Source organism: Sphingomonas rhizophila (genome assembly GCF_014396585.1).
In the GTDB taxonomy this organism is placed as follows: Bacteria; Pseudomonadota; Alphaproteobacteria; order Sphingomonadales; family Sphingomonadaceae; genus Sphingomicrobium; species Sphingomicrobium rhizophilum.
On record NZ_CP060717.1, the window covers coordinates 863723 to 885424 of the forward strand.

Below are 21702 nucleotides of genomic sequence, written 5' to 3' on the forward strand. Positions count from 1 at the left end.
GCAGGGGCCCCTGCCCATATAGGACGCATGAGTAATCTGACCCTCCCGATCCTTCCGCTTCGCGACATCGTCGTCTTCCCGCATCGAATCGTTCCGCTTTTTGTGGGCCGCGAGAAGTCCGTCGCTGCGCTGGAGGCGGCGATGGGCGCCGACAAGCAGCTATTCCTCGTCGCGCAGCTCGATCCGGGTGAGGATGACCCTGATCGCGACGCCATGTACGACCTTGGCGTCGTCGCAACGGCGATGCAGTTGCTCAAGCTGCCCGACGGTACCGTCCGCGTGCTGGTCGAGGGCGTCCAGCGCGCGCGCCTCGTCAACCTCAAGGAGGCCGACGGCTACACGACGGCCGAGGTCGAACTTGTCGACGAAGACGAGACAGAAGGGCCCGAGGCTGGCGCCCTGATGCGCTCGGTGATTGACCAGTTCGAGAATTACGCCAAGCTCAACAAGCGGCTTCCAGCCGAAACGTCGGTGCAGCTGAGCGAGATTGAAGACGCCTCGATCCTCGCCGACGCGGTGGCGTCGAACCTGTCGATCAAGGTGTCCGACAAGCAGGCGTTGCTGGCGGAGCTTCACCCCGCCCGGCGGCTGGAGATGGTGTTCGCCTTCATGGAGGGGGAACTCGGTGTCCTCCAGGTCGAGAAGAAAATCCGCAGCCGCGTGAAGCGGCAGATGGAGAAGACCCAGCGGGAATATTACCTCAACGAGCAGCTGAAGGCGATCCAGCGCGAGCTCGGCAACGAGAGCGAAGACGGCGGCGACGAGCTCAACGAACTCGCCGCCAAGATCCGGAAAACGCGGCTCAGCAAGGAAGCGCGCAATCGCGCGAATGCCGAGCTCAAGAAGCTGCGCGCGATGGCGCCGATGTCGGCCGAGGCCACCGTCGCTCGAAATTATCTCGACGTGTTGCTTGGCCTGCCGTGGGGCAAGAAGAGCCGCCTGAAGCGCGACATCGCCGAAGCCCAGGCGGTGCTCGACGAGGACCATTATGGCCTGGAAAAGGTCAAGGACCGGATTGTCGAATATCTCGCGGTCCAGGCGCGAACCAACCGCCTAAAGGGGCCGATTCTCTGCCTCGTGGGCCCTCCGGGCGTCGGCAAGACTTCCCTGGGTCGCTCGATCGCCCGTGCCACCGGGCGCGAGTTCGTACGCCAGTCGCTGGGCGGCGTCCGAGACGAGGCCGAAATCCGCGGTCACCGCCGGACCTACATCGGTTCGCTTCCCGGCAAGATCATCTCCAACCTGAAAAAGGCCGGCACCAGCAACCCGCTGTTCCTGCTCGACGAGATCGACAAGCTGGGCCAGGATTTCCGTGGCGATCCGGCATCGGCGCTGCTGGAAGTTCTCGACCCCGAGCAGAATTCGAAATTCCAGGATCACTACCTGGAGCTCGACTACGACCTTAGCGACGTGATGTTTGTCACCACGGCGAACTCGCTCGACATGCCTCAGCCGTTGCTCGACCGGATGGAGATCATCCGGCTCGAAGGCTACACCGAGGATGAAAAGGTCGAAATCGCGCGCCGTCACCTCATCCCCAAACAGATGGAAGCGCACGGACTGAAGGCTGAGGAAATGACCTTCACGGACGAAGGCCTCCGCTCGGTCATTCGCCACTACACCCGCGAAGCCGGCGTCCGGACCCTTGAGCGCGAATTGGCCAAGGTGGCGCGCAAGTCTCTGCGCCAGATCCTCGAGAACAAGGTCGAGAAGGTCGAACTGACCCCCAGCAATGTCGCCGAGTTCCTCGGCGTCAGCCGTTTCCGCCATGGTGTGGGGGAGGAAGAAGACCAGATCGGTGCCGTCACCGGCCTTGCCTGGACGGAAGTCGGCGGCGAATTGCTCACCATTGAGGCGGTCACCGTGCCCGGCAAGGGCCAGATCAAGACGACCGGCAAGCTTGGCGACGTCATGCAGGAATCGATTGCGACGGCGATGAGCTTCGTGAAGGCGCGCTCGCCGAGCTATGGAGTGAAGCCGTCGATATTCGCCCGCAAGGACATCCACGTCCATTTGCCCGAAGGCGCCGTTCCCAAGGATGGTCCCTCGGCCGGTATCGGCATGGTCACGGCGATGATTTCGACCCTGACCGGGATTCCAGTCCGCCGCGACGTCGCCATGACCGGGGAGGTCACGCTTCGCGGGCGGGTGCTCCCGATCGGTGGGCTGAAGGAAAAGCTGCTTGCGGCGCTCCGCGGCGGGATCAAGACAGTGTTGATCCCCGCCGAGAACGAAAAGGACCTCGCGGAAATTCCGGAGTCAGTGAAATCCGCTCTGGAGATCGTCCCGGTCGCCCATGTCGACGAGGTGCTGTCGCGGGCAATGACCCAGGCGATCGAGGCGATCGAATGGTCTGACCCGGACGAACACGCCACCGAGCCCCTGTCACATCCGACTGGCGGTGCCGAAGGGGCGGCGGTTCGCCACTGAAGCCTTTGACTCACGACCTAAGTCTTGCCTTAAATCAACCTGATCGCCGCGCGAGTCTCGCGGTCCCGATGGGAGCCAATTGAATGAATAAGCAGGAACTCATCGGCCATGTTGCCGATCGCGCCGGCCTTTCCCGCAACGACGCCAGCCGGGCGATCGAGACGATGCTCGAGATTGTCACGGCAACCTTGAAGCGTGGCGATGAGGTCCGGCTCGTCGGCTTTGGCAATTTTTCCGTCACGCGCCGCAAGGCATCGACGGGCCGCAATCCGCGCACTGGCGAGCCGATGCAGATCAAGGCCAGCTCGCAGCCGAAGTTTCGTCCGGGCAAGATCCTCAAGGACGCCGTTCAATAGTCTGGACAGGGGCGGGCGGCTCGCCTAACAGCCGCGCCGTCCGTTGTTCGCAACAGACAATCCCTGGCATGGGCGCGTAGCTCAGCGGTAGAGCACACCCTTCACACGGGTGGGGTCACAGGTTCAATCCCTGTCGCGCCCACCATGCCCCGGGCACAAAAAAAGGCCGCAATCCCATCGGGAATGCGGCCCTTTCTTTATGCAGGAAGCAGCGCGCCGACTATTGAAGGTAGCCCGGCTGAAAGCTGCCGACCCGACGCAGCTCGTTCCAGTCTTCGAAGAAAATATGCTTTCCTTCGCGGCGGATCAGGCCTTGACGCTCCAGGTCCGCGAACACGCGATTGACGTTGACCGACGTCTGGCCCGTGATGTCGGCAATCTGCTGCTGGGTAAACGGATTGGCGAGCCCGTCTGCGAGCACGTCGGCGCCGGAGCGCTCGGCGGTTTCACACAGGAGGTGAGCGACACGCGCGACCGAATCGCGGCGTCCGCAATTGACCAGCCATTCGTAGCCGATGGAATTATGGCGCTGCGTCAGCTTCCAGAAAAACTTGGCCATTTCCGGATTCTGCTCGACGATTGGGTCGAAGTCCTCGGCGCGGCCGACCAGCACTTCGCTGCGAACGATCGCCTGGATGCCATAATCCGCCTCGCCCTCGCGCGGGAGGATGCCATCACCCGGGAAGCGGAGTGCGACAATCTGCCGCCGGCCAGCGCCGTCTGTCTTGAACTTGCTGAGGAGCCCGGACCGGACGAACATCACTTCGTCACGGGCGACGCCAGGTTCGCGGAACGCACGGCGCGGTTCAACCGTCACCAGACGGTGGGGCATGTCTACCAGGACTTTCGCGAGCTTGGGATCGAGGCCAGCCTTGATCAGCGTATCCCGAGCGTCACGCCCTCACCCGATCCCTGCCGAGCGGTCCGACTCATCATTCAATCACCTCAATCCGCGACCTGAGAATGCTCGCAGAGCTTCCGTTTCGCAAGTATAATAACATGGATAAAGTTTTGGGATTTCCAACGTTTCGACTTGGCCGTCTCAACGTCAGCCAGGCGACGCGTTGCAATATTTTCGCAGCGGTCGCAACCACTTCGGCGGGTCGAAATTTGCGTCCCGATATGGGCCTGACGAGGGGGAGGACGCGCACCATCGCAGGAGCCTGACAGACCGTTCGGACAATGCGCAATTGCTGCGCGGGAAAGCGTTGCGATTGTGCGATGAATGTCGAGAGGCGGGGCATTGCTTGCCAAGCGGGGCCGGTCGACATAATAGGCCCGCGCGCCTTTCCACGGCGCTCAATGGCGATCGTAGCTCAGCTGGTTAGAGCATCGGTTTGTGGTACCGAGGGTCGCGGGTTCAAGTCCCGTCGATCGCCCCATTTCCTTCCGCGGACGCGAGCTTGGCCATCCAATGAATATTCCCTGGGGTTACCCCGACTTCGACGCGCATGAAGCGCTCTACTTCGTTACCGACGAAAAGAGCGGCCTGCGTGCCATCATCGCCATGCATTCGACCCATCTCGGGCCGGCGGCGGGCGGCACGCGTTTCTGGCACTATGCTGACGACGCCGACGCCCTGACCGACGCGCTGCGCCTGTCGCGCGGCATGAGCTACAAGAACGCAATGGCGGGCCTGCCGCTGGGCGGGGGCAAGGCGGTAATCCTGGCTGACGCCAATCGCTCCAAGACCCCCGAGATGATCGCCGCGTTCGGGCGCGCCGTGAACGATCTCGGCGGCAAGTATGTCACCGCCGAAGATGTCGGCATGAGCGTCGCCGACATGATCGGGATCAGCAAGCAGACCCGATTTGTCGCCGGCTTGCCGGTCGACGGCGGCGCGGTCGGGGGCGATCCCGGTCCGCACACGTCGCTCGGCGTGTTCCTTGGAATCAAGGCTGCGGTGAAGCGTGCGCTGGGCAAGGACAGCCTGCAAGGCCTCCACATCGCGCTGCAGGGCGCCGGAAGCGTTGCCGGTGGCGTCGCGCGTCACGCGGCCGCCGAAGGGGCGCGACTGACCATTGCCGACGTTGACGCCGGGCGCGTCGAGCGACTGGCGGCGGAGACGGGCGCCGCGATCGCAGCGCCCGATGAGCTCCTGTCCATCGAGGCCGATGTCATCAGCCCCTGCGCGCTTGGAGCGATCCTCACCGAGGAGAGCATCGCGGCTCTTAAGGCACCGATCGTCGCCGGTGGGGCCAACAACCAACTCGCCACTCCACAAGACGGGGAGCGCATCCACGCGCGCGGGATCCTGTATGCGCCGGACTATGTCATCAACGGTGGCGGCATCATCAACGTGTCGACCGAGTATCTGGGCGACGGCGATTATTCGTTAGTGCGCGAACGGATCGAGGCAATTCCGGTCAAGCTCGAAACGATTTGGGCGGAAAGCGCAAAGTCCGGCCGCAATCCGGCCGCGGTCGCTGACGCGATGGCCCAGCGGCTGATCGGCCGAGACTAAGTGCGGGCGAGCCGGGCGTCGATTTGGTCGCGGACGCTACTCCCGGCCTCGAATTTTCTCGCGAAGTAGGCGCCCGAAGCGAACATCGCGTCGAGGTCGGCTTCGGTCAGAGATTGCGGATGGGCGCCGCCACCGTTCCATTCGGCGAAGCGGCGGTTGTCGAGGCTGAGCGTCATGTCCTCGCGAGCGGCTAGGACCGTGCAGTAATAGCTCTCGTCAGGTTGGGTGCGCATCCGCAAATGGCGCCGCAATCGTGCCGCGAATCCGCCTGGGTCGAGCACGGCTTCGACTGCCCGGCGATTTCCGGCCCACCAATGATCGCCATAGAAAGCGGGGCGCTCTTCTGTAAACGGGTGGCGTCCCGCGAAGGGCGGGCGATAGGTTAGCCGGCCGACCCGCCAGCGCGGTTTCCTCCGGACAATCGGGAACCATAGTTGCGGCGACATCGTGAAGCGCGTCTTCAACGCGTGATTGCCCGGCGTATCCATGAACGACATGACCGGATTCGTTTTGCCGATGGTCTGTGCACGCGGTCGCTTGCCCGGAAGGCAAGGCCGCATGTCGATGAGCGCGTCGCACCGCTCCCTCGCCAACTCGTCGCGGACATCCGATCCCCTGCGTATCGGATAATCGGCGGCGCTGAGAAGGAAGACCCACTCAGCGTTCGAGCGGGCAAGTATCGACCGGTATGCTCGCAACGCGCCGTCAACCACCGACCAGTTCGCCCAACTCGTTCGAGTCCAATCCTCAACGAAGCGACAATTGGAGGGAAAGGGCGTGCGGTCGACCGGCGCCTGGGAAAAGTCGTGGTGGACGACAACTGGCGGCGAATCATATTCGCGGTTCAGGGACGCAACCAGCCGCAACAACCTGTCGTCATCCTGGTGCGACAGAATAACGAAACCGACGACTGGCCTATCGCTCATCGTGCGACCTGACGCCGGAAATAGCAGTCGAGTTCCAACACCTCCGGCTCGTCGGGGTTCACCGCGTAGAGCCCCGCCAAGGCGAAGCCTGCGTCCTGATACGTCCTGATCTGGTCCGTCCAAGGACCGACGCCCTCGTAAAGCCGCTTAATCCCGATCTCGCTTTGCATTCCGGCCAATTCCCGTGAACGCCGCTCGCGCCTGCAAACACCTCGCTGTCGAAGCCCTGCGTATCCATCTTGAGAAAGACGTTGCGAAACGAGTGCTCGCTGCGGAGGCGAGGCAGGGCGTCGGAGAGCCTTTCGACGTCAACCTCGACCGTCTCCTTGATCTCGTTGGCGCCCGCGAAGCGATCGGTCTCGCTGGTGCTCGGCGCGCGGAAACTATTGAACAGCGATACTTCCATAATGTTGAATTTGGCCCGGCCCGCCTCCCTTCCAAGCGCCACGTTCAACGCTTCCCATTTGCGATCGTCGGCGGCGCGCTCCCGAAGGCGCTGGAACGCCGTGGGGTCGGGTTCGAATGAGATGACGAGGCCGCGATAGCCGATGCGCCGAAGCTCGGAACCGTATTGCCCGCCGTTGGCACCGACATCCAGGACGCAATCGATTTCAAGTTCGCTCAGAAAACGCTTCAGAAAGGCCCGCTGAGGCCAATTCGCACGAAGCGTGGACGGGACCACTGCCAGCCTTTCGCCATAGACGAGGCGCGCGGCCTGCTTTTTCACCCAGTCAACCATCATGGACGCGTCGATTCCTTGAAAAGCTCGCTTGGCGACTGGCTATGCTAACGCTCCCACGAAGTCGAATGGGCGTTGATGACGGGTTCCTTTGCGGGACAGAGGTGAGTAGAGGGGCGTACGTTCCGATGCACGCGCTTGCCAATCCTGCCAGATTCCTGAAATTCGCCCGGCCCGTGACCGTGTGGGCGCTGTGGCCTGGCCTGATTCTGGTCGTCGCTGGAATTGGCGGCGGACTTTTCGTGACGCCGCCCGATTACCTGCAGGGCGAGAGCGCGCGAATCCTTTATATTCACGTGCCCACGGCCTGGTTGGGCATGGCAGGTTGGGGCGCCATCGCGACCGCTTCGCTTTCGCAATTGGTCTGGCGCCATCCGCTGGCCGCGGTCGCCGGACGAGCGGTGGCAGTGCCCGGCGCGGTTTATGCGGCGCTGTGCCTGGCGACGGGCTCGATCTGGGGCCGGCCGACGTGGGGCACCTGGTGGGAATGGGATGGACGTCTGACGTCGATGCTGATCCTGTTCTTCCTGTATCTCGGCTACATCGCGCTTGCTGGCGCTGAGCGCGAGCGGGGCGGCGAGGGACGCATGGCGGCGCTGTTCGGGCTGGTCGGGGCCGTCAACCTGCCGGTCATTCACTACTCGGTGCTGTGGTGGCAGACCCTGCACCAGGGCCAATCCCTGTCGATCCTGGGCGGCTCTAAGATTGCGCCCGAATTGTTGTGGCCGCTGTTCCTGACCTTGCTTGGTTTTACCCTCTTGTTCGCGGCGGTAACGCTGATGCGCATGCGGACCGAGCTTGCGCGAACCCGGCTCGAGGCGCGCCTGCGCCGTGCGGCGAGCGAATGAACGCCTGGCCGTTCGTCATCGCCGCCTATGCCGTCGTGGTCGTCGCGACGGCGGCGATGCTAGTCGCGTCCTGGACCTCGATGCGCCGTGCGGAGGCCGATGCCGACGCGGTCAAGCGGCGCTGATATGCTTCGGCCCAAGCATCAGCGGCTGATCCTGATCAGCCTGGCCCTGGCCGCGCTGATCGGCGCGGTCCTGCTTGCGATGTGGGGATTGAAGGATCGCGCGGCCTATTTCGCGACCCCTTCCGATATTGCGGCGGGCCGGTTCGCGCCGGGCAAGGCCATGAGACTGGGCGGGATGGTCGAGAAGGGGTCGTTGCAGCGTCTCCCCGACGGGGTCACCATTCGCTTCCTCGTCAGCGACATGAAGCAGCAGACGCCGGTCGAATTCCGCGGGATCGCGCCGTCGTTGTTTCGTGAAGGCAGCGGCGTCGTGGCGGAGGGCCAACTGGCCGACAACGGCACGTTCGTCGCCGACAACATCCTGGCCAAGCATGACGAACGCTACATGCCGCCGCAGATCGACAATGGAATGACGGGGCGATGATTGCGGAGGTCGGCCACGCCGCGCTGTGGCTTGCGGCGCTCCTGGCCGCGCTTCAGCTGGGACTGTCGCTAGGGATTGGCAGCGACCAAGGGCGCGAGATCCGCGCCATCCGTGCGGTCGCGATCGGGCAGGCCGCACTGACGATCACCGCGTTCGTCTTACTCGTCATCCTGTTCCTTCGCTCCGACATGAGCGTCCGGCTGGTGGTCGAGAACAGTCATACCGCGAAGCCGTGGCTGTACCGGTTCGCCGGGACGTGGGGAAACCACGAAGGGTCGATGCTGCTGTGGGTCAGCGTTCTTTCGCTCTCCGGCGTCGCGGTGGCCGTGCTGGAACGTCGCCTGGACCAGCGGACCCTGAGCGCCACGCTCGGCGCGCAGGCGGCGCTGTCGCTGGGCTTCTTCGCCTTCCTGCTGTTCTCGTCCAATCCGTTCGAGCGGCTGCTTCCGGCACCGGTCGATGGACGCGGGCTTAACCCGCTGCTCCAGGACCCGGGTTTGGCATTCCATCCGCCCACCCTTTACCTGGGCTACGTTGGCCTGTCGGTCGCCTTCAGCCTGGCTGTCGGCGCGTTGATCACCGGGCAAGTCGGTCCGGCGCTGGCGCGGGCCATGCGGCCGTGGGTGGTGGCGGCGTGGGTGTTCCTGACCCTGGGAATTACCGCGGGAAGCTATTGGGCCTACTACGAGCTTGGCTGGGGTGGCTGGTGGTTCTGGGATCCTGTCGAGAATGCTTCGCTAATGCCGTGGCTGGCGGCGACCGCGCTGCTCCATTCGGTCAGCGTCCTGGCGGCGAGGGGAGGACTTCGGGCCTGGACCGTCATGCTGGGTCTCGTTGCCTTCTCCATGTCGATGGTCGGCACATTCCTCGTCCGCTCGGGCATCCTGACGTCGGTCCATGCCTTCGCGGTCGATCCGCAGCGCGGCACCTTCATCCTCGCGTTGCTCGCGCTTTACGTCGGTGGCGCGCTGGCGCTCTTCGCCTGGCGCATCGGCTCGGTGCGCGAAGGAGCGCCGTTCGACCCGGTCAGCCGCGAGGGCGCGCTCGTCGCCAACAATCTCCTGCTTTCGGTGATCCTCGGCATCGTGCTGATCGGCACCCTCTATCCGTTGCTGGCAGAGGCCATGACGGGCGAGAAGCTTTCGGTCGGGCCTCCCTATTTCAATGCCGTGGCCGGCCCGCTCGCGCTGGTCATCGCGGCGCTCCTGTTTTTCGCGCCGAGCCTTCGCTGGCGCCGCGATCGGGAGCCGGTCTGGCCCCGGATCGCGCCCGGCGCACTGGTGACGGCGGTCACGCTGGCCGCGACGGTGGTCCTGGCCCCGCACATGACCTTGCTGGAGCGGGCCGGGCTGGCACTGGGCGTTGGCCTGATCCCCGCCAGCCTGCAGCCGCTGGTCGGCCGGTCGCTGCGCAGGACGCCCCTCGCGACCTGGGGTATGGCCGTCGCGCATCTTGGCATCGGGGTCGCCTTGATCGGAATGGCGTCGGACAGCGCGTTCACGCAGCAGAAGCTCGTCGCTGCCCGGCCTGGTGAGACGGTGGGGGTCGGTCCCTGGCTGATCGAGTTCAAGCAGCTGATACCCGCCGCCGGCTCGAACTGGACCGCGCTCGAGGCCGAGCTCCGGGCGTCGCGCGGATCCGGCGTCGAGGTTCTTCACCCGCAGTCGCGAACATTCAACACGCCACCTACGACGACCGCCGAAAGCGCCATCGCGACCGTATGGAACGGCCAGCTCTACACCGTGCTGGGTGAGCCAACCGAGGATGGCCGCTGGCAGCTGCGCCTATGGTGGAAGCCGTTCGTGACCCTGATCTGGTTCGGGGAATCCTGATCGCGGTGGGCGGCATACTTTCGCTCGCCGGTCGCCTCGCGAACGCGGTTCGCCGCCGCCGCGCGCGCGCAGAAGCCGAAGAGGCGTTTGCATGAAGCGTTGGACCCGCTACCTCCCGCTTGCGGCGCTGATCCTGTTCGTGATCGCCGTCGACTGGCGACTCTCCAACCCGCCGAGCACGGTCATAGAATCGCGGCTGGTCGGGCAGCCCTTTCCGGCCCTCGGCCTTCCCGCGGTCGATGCAAGCCATCCGACATTGGCCGAAGGTCCGGGCGCGCCGAAAGGGGCGAGGGTCGTCAACCTGTTCGCGAGCTGGTGCCTGCCGTGCATCGGCGAAGCGCCGGTCCTGATGGAGCTGAAAAGGCGCGGCGTGACGATTGACGGCATCGCCGTCCGCGACAAGCCCGAGCGGGTAGCGGCCTTCCTCAAGAATCACGGCGATCCGTTTCGCTTCATCGGTGCGGACCTCAATAGCGGCGGGCAGCTCCAGCTGGGATCGTCAGGCGTGCCGGAGACGTTCGTCGTCGATGGCCAGGGCATCATCCGGCGGCATTATGTCGGGCCGATCGAGCGCCGCGACCTTGATGACATCATTGCCGCCATGGGACCCTCGCGATGAGGAAGACAATGATCCTGCTGGCGCTGCTGGCGGCGCCGGTGATGGCCGATAGCGATCTGCCCCAAGGACGACTCGCGAATGAACAACTGGCCGATCCGCGCAAGGAGGAAGCGGCGCAGGCGCTGATGGAGGAAGTCCGCTGCCTGGTTTGTCAGGGGCAGTCGATCGCCGACAGCGACGCCGATCTGGCGGGGGAAATGCGCGCGATGATTCGCCAGCGGGTCGAGAAGGGCGAATCGCCTGCATCGATCCGGCGATGGCTGGTCGATCGCTACGGGGCCTGGATCACCTATCGGCCCCGGTCGAACCGCTGACCTGGCCGTTGTGGGTCGCACCGATCCTGCTGCTCGGGATCGGCGGTTGGCTGCTTCGTCACCGGATCAGAAGGCGGACGTAATGGCTTGGATCGCGATCATCCTCTGCGCGATTGTAACGCTCGCCGTCATGTGGGTGGCCGGGCTCCGCGGTCCGCTGCTGACCCTTGGCGCTGCGGCGATTGCGTTCGGGGGAGCCGGCTACGCCTTGTCCGGCCGGCCGGGCATGCCGGGTGTTTCGCGGGAAGCAACCGATCGCGGTGCTCCGCTGCCGCTTGCCGACGCAAGGCACCGGTTGATGGGCGAATTCAACGCGGCCGACCGCTGGCTGATCATTGCCGACAGTTTCGAACGTCGCGGAAAGACGGAAGAGGCGGTCGGCCTGCTGCGCAACGCGGTTGGCAACAGCCCGAACGACTATCAATTGTGGGTCGGCCTGGGGAACGCACTGGCCGATCATGCGCGCAGCTACTCCCCGGCTGCCGCGTACGCGTTCGACCAGGCGGAACGACTGGCACCCGATCACCCCGCGCCACGCTTTTTCAAGGGGCTGGCGCTCGTGCGGTCGGGCCGGATCGAAGAAGGCGTTTCGCTCTGGCAGGCAGTCCTGGCCAGCGCACCGGCAGACGCCAGCTGGCGCCCGATGATCGAGGACGCCGTGATGGTATTCCGCAGGCCGGCCGCCGCGCCCGACGACCGGCCTTAAAAGTCACACCGGCTCGAATGCCAGGTCGAGCGCTTCGGCCACCGCATCGTGCCGGATCTTGCCGCCCGATACGTTGAGACCGTTAGCTAGGTGCGGGTCTTCCGCCATGGCTGCCTCGGCGCCGAGGTTGGCGAGCTTCAGCGCAAACGGCAGGGTCGCGTTATTGAGCGCGAAGGCGGAGGTGCGTGCGACCGCGCCGGGCATGTTCGCCACGCAATAATGAATGACGCCGTCGATAGTGTAGACCGGATCGGCGTGGGTCGTCGGCTTCGACGTTTCGAAGCAGCCGCCCTGGTCGATGGCAATATCGACGAGAACGCTGCCGCGCTTCATGGTCTTCAGCATGTCGCGGGTGACCAGCTTTGGTGCAGCGGCGCCGGGCACGAGCACCGCGCCGATGACCAGTTCGGCTTCTTGGACGGCCTGCGCGATCGCCGCCTTGCTGGCGAAAGCCGTCTTGATCTGGCTACCGAAATGCATGTCGAGCTCGGCCAGCCGGTCGTTGTTGATGTCGTAGATGGTGACATCGGCGCGCTGCCCGGTCGCCATTTGCGCGGCATTGATGCCGGCGACGCCGCCGCCGAGGATCGCGACCTTGGCCGGAGCGACGCCCGGAACACCGCCGAGCAGGACGCCGCGGCCACCCTGTTCCTTCTCCAGATAATGCGCGCCGACCTGGATCGACATGCGTCCGGCGACTTCGCTCATCGGCTTCAGCAGGGGCAGGGCACCCGAACGGCTGGTGACCGTTTCATAGGCGATGCAGGTGGCGCCCGATTTCATCAGACCTTCGGCCTGCGGCTTGTCGGCGGCAAGATGAAGATAGGTGAACAGCAAATGCCGCGGCTCCAGCATCGCGATCTCTTGCGGCTGCGGCTCCTTTACCTTCACGATCATGTCACTTTGAGCGAACACGTCGGCGGCGGTCGGAAGGATCTTCGCGCCGACCTTTTCATAGGCGGCGTCGGAGAAATCGATTCCGGTACCGGCCTTTGTCTCCACGAACACTTCGTGACCGGCGGCGATCAGCTCGGCGACCGAGGCCGGGGTCAGGCCGACCCGATATTCGTGGTTCTTGATTTCCTTGGGCACACCAACGCGCATCTGAACTTGCTCCATGTCGGGAATGGCGGGCCTATAGACCCCGTCAGCGCCGATTGCAGCCGCTTTTTGCCGGTGGTAGGGCGGCCCGCCGCGCTGGAGCGTGGGTGAAGGGTATGACTGGGTTATGAGCATTTCGCCCACCGGCGCCGCCGAATTGGCATCCGAGGAACATTCGCACGGACATGCGCCGCAGGGGTCCCTCGCCAAGCTGGCGATCGGCGCGATCGGCATCGTGTTCGGAGATATCGGCACCTCGCCGATCTATGCGTTCCGCGAGACGTTTGCGGGGCACCACACGCTCGCCCCCGATGCGCTCCACATCTACGGCGTCCTCAGCCTGATCTTCTGGTCGATGATGATCATCGTGACGATCAAATACGTCACCATCATCATGCGCGCCGACAACAAGGGCGAAGGCGGGAGCCTCGCCCTGCTGGCGCTCATCAACCGATCAGCGACCGACGGCGGGAAGAAGAAGTGGACGGCCGGAATCGTCATGCTCGGCGTCTTCGCGACCGCGCTCTTCTACGGCGACAGCATGATCACCCCTGCCATTTCCGTCTTGTCGGCGGTCGAGGGACTGACCACGGTCGAAGCCGGGTTCGAACCGTTCGTCATTCCACTGGCGATCGGAATCCTGGTCGGCCTGTTCGCCATCCAGTCGCGCGGCACGGCCAAGGTCGGTCAGCTGTTCGGGCCGATCATGCTGGTCTATTTCTGCACGCTGGCCGTGCTGGGCGTCATCCATATCGTCGATCATCCCGCCGTCCTGTTGCAGATGTTCAATCCGCTGAACGCCGTGCATTTCTATCTTGCCGAGCCGTTGCCGGCGTTCATCGCCATGGGCAGCGTCGTGCTGGCCGTCACGGGCGCCGAGGCGCTCTACGCCGACATGGGGCACTTCGGCCGCAATCCGATCCGCGTATCCTGGATCTGGTTCGTCATGCCGGCCTTGCTATTGAACTACATGGGGCAGGGCGCGATGCTGCTCTCGCAGACCCCGGCGGAAGCCCTGGAAACCGTCAAGAACCCGTTCTTCTTCCTCGCCCCGGACATGATGCGCTTGCCGCTCGTGATCCTGGCGACCATGGCGACGATCATTGCCAGCCAGGCCGTCATCTCCGGCGCCTTTTCGGTTACCCAGCAGGCGATCCAGCTCGGCTTCATCCCGCGACTGCGGATCACCCACACCAGCGAACATGCTGCCGGCCAGATCTACATTCCCGCAATCAACTGGGCCCTGATGATCATGGTCATCTTGCTGGTCGTGACGTTCGGCTCTTCGTCGAACCTGGCGGCCGCCTACGGGATCGCGGTCACCGGCGCCATGCTCATCGACGGGATGCTGATCTCCGTCGTCTTCTTCTCGCTGTGGAAATGGCCGGCGTGGAAAGCGGTGCCCCTGCTGGTCGTCTTCTTCACCATCGACCTGCTGTATTTCGGCGCCAATCTCTTGAAGGTTCCGGACGGCGGATGGTTTCCTCTAATGATCGGAGCCATCGCCTTCACCTTGCTCACCACCTGGGCCAAGGGCCGCAAGCTGATGATCGACCGGATGGCCGAGGCCAGCCTGCCGATCGAGGTGTTCATCAAATCGGCCGCGACATCGGCCGCGCGCGTGCCGGGAACGGCGGTCTTCATGACCACGTCGATGACCGGCGTGCCGCATGCGCTGCTTCACAATCTGAAGCACAACAAGGTGCTTCACGAGCGGATCATGTTGCTGACCGTCCGGATCGAGGACGTACCGTACGTTCCGGAGGCAAAGCGGATCGATACGAAGGATTACGGCCAGGGCTTCTTCCGGATCGTCCTGCGGTACGGTTTCATGGAGGACGTGAACGTGCCCGCCGAGTTGTCGAAGGTCGAAAAGTGCGGGCCGGCGTGCAAGATGATGGACACCAGCTTCTTCCTGGCACGCCAGACTTTGATTGCGTCGGCCCGCCCGGGCATGGCGCTGTGGCGCGAAAGGCTGTTCAGCTGGATGCTTCGTAACGCGGAGAGCGCGATGGAATTCTTCAAACTGCCCACCAATCGCGTCGTCGAACTCGGTAGCCAGGTCGAGATTTAGCAACCGATCCGCGCGCCGCCGGTTGGGCGGGCATGGAATCCATTGCTACCTGGGTCGCGCCGGCCGCGACCACCATTGCCGCGCTGATGACCGCGTCCAATCTGGGAAGCCGGGTCACCGGCTACGGCTTCGTCGTCTTCACCGTTGGATCGATCGCCTGGACCGCGCTGGGCGTCGCGACCGGCCAGTCCAACCTTGTCTGGCAAAATATCATCCTGACGGCGCTGAACCTGTTCGGAATCTGGCGTTGGCTCGGTCGACAGTCGGATGTGGAAGAGGGAGGCAAAGCCGCCCGGGAGGCGAGCGAAGCGGCCGCGACCCCCACCCTCTTCCCGGCATCGCTGTTCACCTCGGCGCCCGTCATTCACGGGGGCGATACGGTTGCGCATTGTGTCGATGCGATGCTCGATTGTGCCGCCGGGCGGCCAGCCTATCTCGTCATGTCCACCGGCGGCGTTGCGGGGGTGGGCGAGACGATGTTGCGGGTTCCGTGGAGCGATGTTGAGGTCGAAGGAGAATCGATCACCGTGCATGTGGGCCGTGACGACCTCACCAGCCGATACAAACAGGTGCCGCGTGACCAATGGCCCGGTCGATGAGTGGGCCCCTGATCGTCGCCGCCATCCTTGCCGACCCGGGCTTCGCATTCCTCGAGCGGCTGAGGAGGGATCATTTCCCCGCGGAGCGAAACTGGCTCCCGGCCCATCTCACCCTGTTCCATGCTCTGCCGCCAAGCGTGGAGGAGGAAGCCCGGGGCGTGCTGGCGCGGTTGGCTCACAATCCCCGGCCTGGCGCGTCAATCGACCGTCCCTATAGCTTGGGGCGCGGAGTCGCGTTCCGGGTACGATCGCCCGAACTGGAAATGATGAGGGGCGAGATTGCCGAGAATTTCCATGGCAGTCTGACGTCGCAGGATTCGGCCGGCTGGGTTCCCCACGTCACCGTCCAGAACAAGGTGGACCCCGTGGTCGCCAAGGAATTGCTCCTCGATTTACAGGCCGGCTTCCAGCCTCAGCCGCTCAGGATCGACGGGCTTGCGCTGCATCGCTACGCCGGCGGACCGTGGGAGCCGTTGGCCCGCTACAAGTTTCGCGGCACCTAGCTGAGGTCGCCGACCCCGTCGCAGCTGAGGTCGAAGGCGGCCATGCCAGCCTCCAGCACCGACGGCAGCATCGGCATGTTCACCAACTCGTCGATCGCGTTCGTTTCTTCACCCGCCTCTTCCAGCGCTTCGTCCCAGTCGCTGGCATCGTAGGTCCCCTGGCCGATCCAGCAGAACGCGAGCACCTCGGCCAACTGGTCCTCGGCGAGATCCTCAAGCACCGCCACCAGCTCTTCTTCGACGCTATCGTTGATCGAATCGTCGAGGACGGAGAGCGCTTCGCCATCTTCGCCGTCGACATTCTCCGGGGCTTCTCCACCGTCATAGTCGGTGGGGACCTGCGCTTCATATTCACGTGCGCGAAGAACGATGCGGCACAAGGTCTCGATCGGGGTGGCGGGTTCCATCGGGTGCAGGTCTCCTGTTTCGTCATTGAACGAGGGCGAGGGGAGCCGGTTCCCGACGGCTCGTCGCACTCGATTGACGCTTCGGAATCGGCTGCCTATAGGCTCGCCCGCGCGCTTGCCGCGCAGCCCGTTTGGGGCGGAGTAGCTCAGCTGGTTAGAGCAGCGGAATCATAATCCGCGTGTCGGGGGTTCAAGTCCCTCCTCCGCTACCAACACTTTCAGATCATGATCTGGTTGATGATGAAGTTGGCGGCCTCCGCGGGCGACATCTTGCTCGTGTCGATGCGAATTTCGGGGTTTTCCGGCGGCTCGTAGGGGCTGTCGATGCCGGTGAAGTTTTTGAGCTCTCCGGCGCGAGCTTTCTTGTAGAGCCCTTTCACGTCCCGCTGCTCGGCAACGCTTAGCGGCGTGTCGACGAAAATCTCGATGAACTCGCCCTCCGGCAGAAGCTTGCGAACCATGTCGCGCTCGGCGCGGAAGGGCGAGATGAAGGCGGTGAGGACGATCAGGCCCGCATCGGTCATCAGCCGCGCGACTTCTCCGACCCGGCGGATATTCTCGATCCGGTCGGCCTCGGTGAAGCCGAGGTCCTTGTTGAGGCCGTGGCGGACATTGTCACCGTCCAGCAGGAAGGTGTGCCGGTTCATCAGGTTAAGCTGCTTTTCGACCTCGTTGGCGATGGTCGACTTGCCGGCGCCGGACAGGCCAGTGAACCAGAGCACGCGGGGCTTCTGGTTCTTGATCCGGGCATGCTCCTCGCGCGTGATGTCGACCGGCTGCCAATGAACGTTCTGCGCCCGGCGCAGGCTGAAATGGATCATCCCGGCGGCGACGGTGGCGTTCGTGATCTTGTCGATGAGGATGAAGCCGCCAAGCGTCCGGTTGTCGGCGTAGGCCTCGAATACGATCGGCCTGTCGGTCGTGATCTCGGCGACGCCAATCGCGTTCAGCTCCAGCGTCTTGGCCGCCAGATGCTCCAGCGTGTTGACGTTGATCTCATACTTGGGCTGGTGAACGGTGACCGACACGGTCTGGGTGGCCAGCTTCAGCCAGTAAGCGCGCCCGACGTGCAGCGCCTCGTCGGCCATCCAGACAAGTGTAGCCTCGAACTGGTCCGACGATTGCGGCGCGTCATCGGCAGCCGCGATGACGTCGCCACGCGAACAATCGATCTCGTCGGCGAGGCAGATGGTCGTCGATTCGCCGGCGGCTGCCTCGTCCTGGTCACCGTCCATCTTGACGAGGCTGGTCACCGAACTGGTCTTGCCGGAAGGAAGGATGCGAACCTGGTCTCCCGGTTTCACGGATCCGGCCGCGATCAGGCCGGCAAACCCGCGGAAGTCGAGATTGGGGCGGTTGACCCACTGGACCGGCATCCGAAAGGGACGAACGACGTCGTGCGATGACGATACGTCGACCGTCTCCAGGTGGTCGATGAGGCTCGGACCGCCGTACCAGGGCGTGCTTACGCTCGGAGCGCTCGTGATGTTGTCGCCCTTGAAGCCGGAGATCGGGATGGCGGTTACATCCTCGATGCCGATGCTGGCCGCGAAAGCCGAGAACTCGGCGGCGATCGCCTTGAAGGCCGCTTCGTCGTAGTCGACGAGGTCCATCTTGTTCACCGCGAGCACGACGTTGCGAATGCCGATGAGGTGAGAAAGGTAGGCGTGCCGCCTTGTTTGCACGAGCACGCCCTTGCGCGCGTCGACGAGGATGATGGCCAGGTCGGCGGTCGAAGCGCCCGTGACCATGTTGCGGGTATATTGTTCGTGACCCGGACAATCGGCGACGATGAACTTGCGCCTCTCGGTGTTGAAGAAGCGATAGGCGACGTCGATCGTGATGCCCTGCTCGCGTTCCGCGGCGAGGCCGTCGACGAGCAGCGCGAAATCGATATCCTGCCCCTGCGTGCCGACCTTGCGGCTATCACTCTCCAAGGCGGCCAGCTGGTCCTCGAAAATCATCTTGCTGTCATAGAGCAGTCGCCCGATCAGCGTGGACTTGCCGTCGTCGACGCTGCCGCAGGTGATGAAGCGCAGCATCGTCTTGTTCTGGTGCTGAGCCAGGTAAGCGTCGATGTCCTCGGCGATGAGCGCGTCGGTACGGTAGACTTCGCTATCGCTCATCAGAAATAGCCTTGCTGTTTCTTGACTTCCATGCCGGCGCCGCCCGCATCCTTGTCGATGGCGCGGCCCTGGCGCTCGCTGGTCGTCGTCAGCAGCGTTTCCTGAATGATCGCCGACAGGGTCGCGGCCTCACTTTCGACCGCGCCGGTCAGGGGGTAGCAGCCCAGGGTGCGGAAACGGATCGAGCGTTCGACCGGGACTTCACCGGGGCGAAGGGGGAAGCGTTCGTCGTCGACCATCAACAGCAAGCCGTCGCGTTCGACGGTCGGCCGCCGCGCCGCGAAGTAAAGGGGCACAATGGGGACGTCGTTCAGCTGGATATATTGCCAGACGTCCAGCTCGGTCCAGTTGGAGATCGGGAAGACGCGGATGCTCTCGCCCTTGTTTTTTCGGGCGTTGTAGAGGTTCCACAGTTCAGGCCGCTGGTTCTTCGGGTCCCAGCCGTGGCTCGCCGTCCGGAAGCTGAAGATACGCTCCTTGGCGCGACTCTTTTCTTCGTCGCGACGGGCGCCGCCGAACGCGGCGTCGAAGCGCCACTTGTCGAGCGCCTGCTTGAGGCCTTCGGTCTTCCACATGTCGGTGTGAAGCGCGCCGTGGTCGAATGGGTTGATCCCGCGCTCCGCGGCTTCCGGGTTCTGATAGACCAGCAAGTCCATCCCGCTTTCGCGCGCCATGCGGTCCCGCAGTTCGTACATGGCGCGAAACTTCCACGTCGTATCGACATGGAGCAGAGGGAAGGGCGGCGGGGCGGGATAAAATGCCTTGCGGGCAAGGTGCAGCATTACCGCGGAATCCTTGCCCACGGAATACAGCATCACCGGCCGCTCCGCCTCCGCCACGACCTCGCGCATGATGTGGATTGCTTCGGCCTCGAGCCGCTGCAGGTGGGTTTGCTGTCCAGTCATTCGCCGTCGTCCTTACGGCGCGAACGGCGGCGATGCAGCAATTTTACGCAGAGGTGTCCTAACGTGACCAGGCGAGGACGAAATTGCCGGATGACGACAGTGACGACGGGTCGCCATCGAACAGCGCGCACTCCCCCGGTTTCAGCGTGATGTCGTCAATCGCCATCGGCGCGTCGATCGGTAAAATTTGAAGGTCACGGACAGCCGTCAATGCCGGGGCTGACCCGTGACACCAGGCCACCCCGAAATGCCCTTGGTCGACGAGGACTTTGGATCTGGACCGGTCGATCGGCCCGTCGAGGCGGTGATGGTGGGGCCGGGCGTCGACGACCGATCGGGATTGCTCGAGGTGAAGGGGCCGGTCGCGGCCATAGTCATACAGGCGTAGCGTCACGTCCGCCGACTGCTGGATTTCGAGCAGTGTTAGTCCCGGTCCGAGCGCATGAATCGTTCGCGCCGGGTTGAAGACAAAGTCGCCTTCCTTCGGCCGGCGCCAGTCGATCATGTCCACGATCGAGCCGTCCTTTGCTGCCTCGACGATCCTGTCGGGCGAAACGGGTTCGTGCGTGCCGATTCCCAGTTCGGCATCTTGGCCGGCTTCAAGCACAATCCAGCATTCGTCCTTGCCGCTCGGCATCCCCATGGTCGTCGCGAGTGCATCGTCCGGATGGACCTGGATCGACAGGCGCTCGCTGGTGAAAAGATACTTCGCCATAACGTCGAGCGGGCGGTTGGACGGCGCCTCGAACCAGATTTCGCCGACCTGGCGCCCGGGATCGGCAGCGAAGTGGGGATCGATCCCGCGTACGCCCCACGGCTTGTCGACAATCTTGGTGGTCAGCTTGGTCAGTTCGGTCATCGGTTCCTGCATTGCTTGGTTCAGTCCGACCAACGCAGTCCCGCCTCTCCCGTTGCGGGCGTCAGCGCATCTTCGACAATAGTTCGCTGATGGGGATGAAGGCGAATGCGACCGAGGAATCGGCAAGACCGTAGGGAACGAACAGCTTGTCGCCGACCCGCATGGCGCCGCACGTATAGACGACATTGGGCACGTAGCCGTTCCTGTCGCGGTCGAAGGCGCTGAGGATCGGTTCTGGCGAGCGTTTCAGAATCTTGCTGGGGTCGTCGCGGTCGAGGAGGATCGCGCCGATCGAGTATTTCCGCATCGGCCCGACCCCGTGAGTCAGCACGAGCCATCCTTCGTCGATTTCGACCGGGCATCCGCAATTGCCGATCTGGACATATTCCCAAGGGTATTTCGGCTCCATCAAAAGCTGGCCATCGCCCCAATCGTCGAGACGATCGGATTCGATCAGGAAGAGGTTCTGTCCGTCCTGACGGCCGATCGCCAGATATTTGCCGCCTATCTTGCGAGGGAAGGGCGCCAATCCCTTGTTGACCGATGCGGCGCCGGTCATCGGCACCAGGTCGATCTCGCGAAAATCGCAAGTCCGCATCAGTTCGGACTGAATGCCCTTCCGGAAAAGGCGGTATATGTCCCGAGATATTCCTGGGTGCCGTCATCGTGGCTGAACAGGGTCAGGCGTAGGTCTTCGAGGCCATTGGCCTGCGCCGGGGTCACCGGGAAGATGACGGTTCCTGACAGCGTGCTGTCAGGATTGCGATAGACGCGGACGGGCCCATCCTGGTGAATTCCGTCGGCGTCGCCGGCTTCCGCTGAAATGGCGAAAGGTGGTTCAGGCGCGAGGCGGAGCGTCCCCTTGTCTGAAATCAGGCCTTCGCGAAAGGCGATCGAACTGATGTGGCCTTCGCCCACCGCGCGAAGCGACATCGCGATCCGAACGGTGTGCTTGTCCAGCCCGCTCTGGTCGGGATGCGGCACCACGCTGGGGTTCATCAGCGCCGCCGCAGCGTAACTATATTCGTGGCAGAAGTAGGCGCCGATCAGCTGCTTCTCGTCATCGCCGATCGACTGGTCCTTCAATCCCAGAAGGGTGGCGATCTGCGAATAGCGTTTCTCGAAGATTTTTCGGGTTTGCCAATGGCGGGCCTCGAAATCCTTGAAGACCGAGCGAAGCTGCTTGCGTTTCTGCTTGTCGTCCATGGCGAGGATGGAATCGACCAGCCGCTGGGCGCGGCCCGGATCGCGACCATTGGCCTGCCAGGCCAGGTGAAAGGGGCGGACGACCACCCGGGACGGGTCGGCCGAAAGGCGAAGCGGATGCGTGAATCCGTTGAGCATT

20 protein-coding genes, 3 tRNA genes and 2 pseudogenes are annotated in these 21702 nt (G+C 63.8%); 16 read left to right on the forward strand and 9 right to left on the reverse strand.

The genetic code is table 11. The features are described from left to right. The first annotated feature begins 27 nt into the window (after positions 1-27). The 3 genes from lon to H9L12_RS04245 all read left to right on the forward strand — a co-directional run bounded on the left by lon (position 28) and on the right by H9L12_RS04245 (position 2931). Positions 28-2430, forward strand: coding sequence for an endopeptidase La (lon, locus tag H9L12_RS04235; protein WP_187542753.1), 2403 nt, complete (start codon positions 28-30; stop codon positions 2428-2430). Between the two features lie 83 nt (positions 2431-2513). Beyond that, positions 2514-2786 (forward strand): HU family DNA-binding protein, encoded by a 273-nt coding sequence (locus H9L12_RS04240; protein WP_187542754.1) that lies wholly within the window; start codon positions 2514-2516, stop codon positions 2784-2786. Positions 2787-2856: 70 nt separating this feature from the next. Beyond that, a tRNA-Val gene (locus H9L12_RS04245) sits at positions 2857-2931 on the forward strand. A 75-nt stretch (positions 2932-3006) separates the two neighbouring features. Here H9L12_RS04245 and H9L12_RS04250 read toward each other — a convergent pair. Further along, the gene (locus H9L12_RS04250) at positions 3007-3618 is read right to left on the reverse strand and encodes a Crp/Fnr family transcriptional regulator (RefSeq protein WP_187542755.1); all 612 of its coding nucleotides are present in this window, start codon (positions 3616-3618) and stop codon (positions 3007-3009) included. A 473-nt stretch (positions 3619-4091) separates the two neighbouring features. On the opposite strand from H9L12_RS04250, the gene H9L12_RS04255 reads away from it, so the two are divergent. Both H9L12_RS04255 and H9L12_RS04260 read left to right on the forward strand, forming a co-directional pair. Next, positions 4092-4168: transfer RNA gene (locus H9L12_RS04255), tRNA-His, on the forward strand. A gap of 32 nt (positions 4169-4200) precedes the next feature. Continuing rightward, positions 4201-5250, forward strand: coding sequence for a Leu/Phe/Val dehydrogenase (locus H9L12_RS04260; protein ID WP_187542756.1), 1050 nt, complete (start codon positions 4201-4203; stop codon positions 5248-5250). Here the strand turns inward: H9L12_RS04260 and H9L12_RS04265 are convergent. Both H9L12_RS04265 and H9L12_RS04270 read right to left on the reverse strand, forming a co-directional pair. Then, positions 5247-6176 (reverse strand): core-2/I-branching beta-1,6-N-acetylglucosaminyltransferase family protein, encoded by a 930-nt coding sequence (locus tag H9L12_RS04265; RefSeq protein WP_187542757.1) that lies wholly within the window; start codon positions 6174-6176, stop codon positions 5247-5249. The genes H9L12_RS04260 and H9L12_RS04265 overlap by 4 nt on opposite strands. Positions 6177-6234: 58 nt before the next feature. Then, positions 6235-6918 carry an FkbM family methyltransferase gene (locus tag H9L12_RS04270; protein WP_187542758.1) on the reverse strand — a complete coding sequence of 228 codons (684 nt, stop codon included), beginning with the start codon at positions 6916-6918 and terminating at the stop codon, positions 6235-6237. 125 nt (positions 6919-7043) lie between these two features. Here H9L12_RS04270 and ccmC point away from each other — a divergent pair, with 125 nt between their 5' ends. The 7 genes and pseudogenes from ccmC to H9L12_RS04300 all read left to right on the forward strand — a co-directional run bounded on the left by ccmC (position 7044) and on the right by H9L12_RS04300 (position 11783). Further along, on the forward strand, positions 7044-7763 hold the full coding sequence (gene ccmC / locus H9L12_RS04275; protein WP_187542759.1) for a heme ABC transporter permease CcmC: 720 nt from the start codon (positions 7044-7046) through the stop codon (positions 7761-7763). Further along, positions 7760-7888, forward strand: a complete 129-nt coding sequence (locus H9L12_RS13905) for a hypothetical protein (protein ID WP_281399806.1) — start codon at positions 7760-7762, stop codon at positions 7886-7888. Before ccmC ends, H9L12_RS13905 begins: the two co-directional genes overlap by 4 nt. A 1-nt stretch (position 7889) precedes the next feature. Continuing rightward, positions 7890-8312 (forward strand): cytochrome c maturation protein CcmE, encoded by a 423-nt coding sequence (gene ccmE / locus H9L12_RS04280; protein WP_246450597.1) that lies wholly within the window; start codon positions 7890-7892, stop codon positions 8310-8312. After that, a pseudogene (locus tag H9L12_RS04285) lies at positions 8309-10239 on the forward strand (heme lyase CcmF/NrfE family subunit). Before ccmE ends, H9L12_RS04285 begins: the two are co-directional and overlap by 4 nt. After that, positions 10236-10763: a redoxin family protein gene (locus H9L12_RS04290; protein WP_187542761.1), complete on the forward strand. Its 528-nt coding sequence runs from the start codon at positions 10236-10238 to the stop codon at positions 10761-10763. Before H9L12_RS04285 ends, H9L12_RS04290 begins: the two are co-directional and overlap by 4 nt. After that, entirely contained in the window at positions 10760-11077 is a 318-nt protein-coding gene (locus tag H9L12_RS04295) for a cytochrome c-type biogenesis protein (RefSeq protein WP_343060484.1), read from the forward strand. The genes H9L12_RS04290 and H9L12_RS04295 overlap by 4 nt, the downstream gene beginning before the upstream one ends. An 82-nt stretch (positions 11078-11159) precedes the next feature. Next, on the forward strand, positions 11160-11783 hold the full coding sequence (locus H9L12_RS04300; RefSeq protein ID WP_187542762.1) for a tetratricopeptide repeat protein: 624 nt from the start codon (positions 11160-11162) through the stop codon (positions 11781-11783). A 3-nt stretch (positions 11784-11786) separates the two neighbouring features. Here H9L12_RS04300 and ald read toward each other — a convergent pair whose 3' ends face one another. Beyond that, entirely contained in the window at positions 11787-12887 is a 1101-nt protein-coding gene (gene ald / locus H9L12_RS04305) for an alanine dehydrogenase (protein ID WP_187542763.1), read from the reverse strand. A gap of 124 nt (positions 12888-13011) precedes the next feature. Here ald and H9L12_RS04310 point away from each other — a divergent pair, with 124 nt between their 5' ends. The 3 genes from H9L12_RS04310 to H9L12_RS04320 are packed head-to-tail and all read left to right on the forward strand — an operon-like array spanning position 13012 to position 16060. Continuing rightward, complete coding sequence (locus H9L12_RS04310) at positions 13012-14958, forward strand: potassium transporter Kup (RefSeq protein WP_187542764.1); 1947 nt, start codon at positions 13012-13014, stop codon at positions 14956-14958. Positions 14959-14990: 32 nt separating this feature from the next. Beyond that, positions 14991-15557, forward strand: a complete 567-nt coding sequence (locus H9L12_RS04315; protein ID WP_187542765.1) for a PRC-barrel domain-containing protein — start codon at positions 14991-14993, stop codon at positions 15555-15557. Continuing rightward, positions 15554-16060 (forward strand): 2'-5' RNA ligase family protein, encoded by a 507-nt coding sequence (locus H9L12_RS04320; protein WP_187542766.1) that lies wholly within the window; start codon positions 15554-15556, stop codon positions 16058-16060. The genes H9L12_RS04315 and H9L12_RS04320 overlap by 4 nt, the downstream gene beginning before the upstream one ends. Here H9L12_RS04320 and H9L12_RS04325 read toward each other — a convergent pair. Then, complete coding sequence (locus H9L12_RS04325) at positions 16057-16467, reverse strand: DUF3775 domain-containing protein (protein ID WP_187542767.1); 411 nt, start codon at positions 16465-16467, stop codon at positions 16057-16059. The two genes, H9L12_RS04320 and H9L12_RS04325, sit on opposite strands and share 4 nt — an antisense overlap. Before the next feature lie 135 nt (positions 16468-16602). On the opposite strand from H9L12_RS04325, the gene H9L12_RS04330 reads away from it, so the two are divergent. Beyond that, positions 16603-16679, forward strand: a tRNA-Met gene (locus H9L12_RS04330). A gap of 6 nt (positions 16680-16685) precedes the next feature. Here H9L12_RS04330 and cysN read toward each other — a convergent pair. The 4 genes and pseudogenes from cysN to H9L12_RS04350 form a co-directional block, all read right to left on the reverse strand. After that, positions 16686-18593, reverse strand: coding sequence for a sulfate adenylyltransferase subunit CysN (gene cysN, locus H9L12_RS04335; protein ID WP_187542768.1), 1908 nt, complete (start codon positions 18591-18593; stop codon positions 16686-16688). Then, complete coding sequence (cysD, locus tag H9L12_RS04340) at positions 18593-19498, reverse strand: sulfate adenylyltransferase subunit CysD (RefSeq protein ID WP_187542769.1); 906 nt, start codon at positions 19496-19498, stop codon at positions 18593-18595. Before cysD ends, cysN begins: the two co-directional genes overlap by 1 nt. Before the next feature lie 58 nt (positions 19499-19556). After that, positions 19557-20357: a class I mannose-6-phosphate isomerase gene (locus tag H9L12_RS04345; RefSeq protein ID WP_187542770.1), complete on the reverse strand. Its 801-nt coding sequence runs from the start codon at positions 20355-20357 to the stop codon at positions 19557-19559. 61 nt (positions 20358-20418) lie between these two features. Beyond that, positions 20419-21701, reverse strand: a pseudogene (locus H9L12_RS04350) (glycoside hydrolase family 130 protein). Position 21702: the final 1 nt, after the last annotated feature.

Bases quoted from the DNA above. Each gene is read 5' to 3' on its own strand.
- lon (WP_187542753.1), top strand. From the start codon at position 28: ATGAGTAATCTGACCCTCCCGATCCTTCCGCTTCGCGACATCGTCGTC.
- H9L12_RS04240 (WP_187542754.1), top strand. From the start codon at position 2,514: ATGAATAAGCAGGAACTCATCGGCCATGTTGCCGATCGCGCCGGCCTT.
- H9L12_RS04250 (WP_187542755.1), bottom strand. From the start codon at position 3,618: ATGCCCCACCGTCTGGTGACGGTTGAACCGCGCCGTGCGTTCCGCGAA.
- H9L12_RS04260 (WP_187542756.1), top strand. From the start codon at position 4,201: ATGAATATTCCCTGGGGTTACCCCGACTTCGACGCGCATGAAGCGCTC.
- H9L12_RS04265 (WP_187542757.1), bottom strand. From the start codon at position 6,176: ATGAGCGATAGGCCAGTCGTCGGTTTCGTTATTCTGTCGCACCAGGAT.
- H9L12_RS04270 (WP_187542758.1), bottom strand. From the start codon at position 6,918: ATGATGGTTGACTGGGTGAAAAAGCAGGCCGCGCGCCTCGTCTATGGC.
- ccmC (WP_187542759.1), top strand. From the start codon at position 7,044: ATGCACGCGCTTGCCAATCCTGCCAGATTCCTGAAATTCGCCCGGCCC.
- H9L12_RS13905 (WP_281399806.1), top strand. From the start codon at position 7,760: ATGAACGCCTGGCCGTTCGTCATCGCCGCCTATGCCGTCGTGGTCGTC.
- ccmE (WP_246450597.1), top strand. From the start codon at position 7,890: ATGCTTCGGCCCAAGCATCAGCGGCTGATCCTGATCAGCCTGGCCCTG.
- H9L12_RS04290 (WP_187542761.1), top strand. From the start codon at position 10,236: ATGAAGCGTTGGACCCGCTACCTCCCGCTTGCGGCGCTGATCCTGTTC.
- H9L12_RS04295 (WP_343060484.1), top strand. From the start codon at position 10,760: ATGAGGAAGACAATGATCCTGCTGGCGCTGCTGGCGGCGCCGGTGATG.
- H9L12_RS04300 (WP_187542762.1), top strand. From the start codon at position 11,160: ATGGCTTGGATCGCGATCATCCTCTGCGCGATTGTAACGCTCGCCGTC.
- ald (WP_187542763.1), bottom strand. From the start codon at position 12,887: ATGCGCGTTGGTGTGCCCAAGGAAATCAAGAACCACGAATATCGGGTC.
- H9L12_RS04310 (WP_187542764.1), top strand. From the start codon at position 13,012: ATGAGCATTTCGCCCACCGGCGCCGCCGAATTGGCATCCGAGGAACAT.
- H9L12_RS04315 (WP_187542765.1), top strand. From the start codon at position 14,991: ATGGAATCCATTGCTACCTGGGTCGCGCCGGCCGCGACCACCATTGCC.
- H9L12_RS04320 (WP_187542766.1), top strand. From the start codon at position 15,554: ATGAGTGGGCCCCTGATCGTCGCCGCCATCCTTGCCGACCCGGGCTTC.
- H9L12_RS04325 (WP_187542767.1), bottom strand. From the start codon at position 16,467: ATGGAACCCGCCACCCCGATCGAGACCTTGTGCCGCATCGTTCTTCGC.
- cysN (WP_187542768.1), bottom strand. From the start codon at position 18,593: ATGAGCGATAGCGAAGTCTACCGTACCGACGCGCTCATCGCCGAGGAC.
- cysD (WP_187542769.1), bottom strand. From the start codon at position 19,498: ATGACTGGACAGCAAACCCACCTGCAGCGGCTCGAGGCCGAAGCAATC.
- H9L12_RS04345 (WP_187542770.1), bottom strand. From the start codon at position 20,357: ATGACCGAACTGACCAAGCTGACCACCAAGATTGTCGACAAGCCGTGG.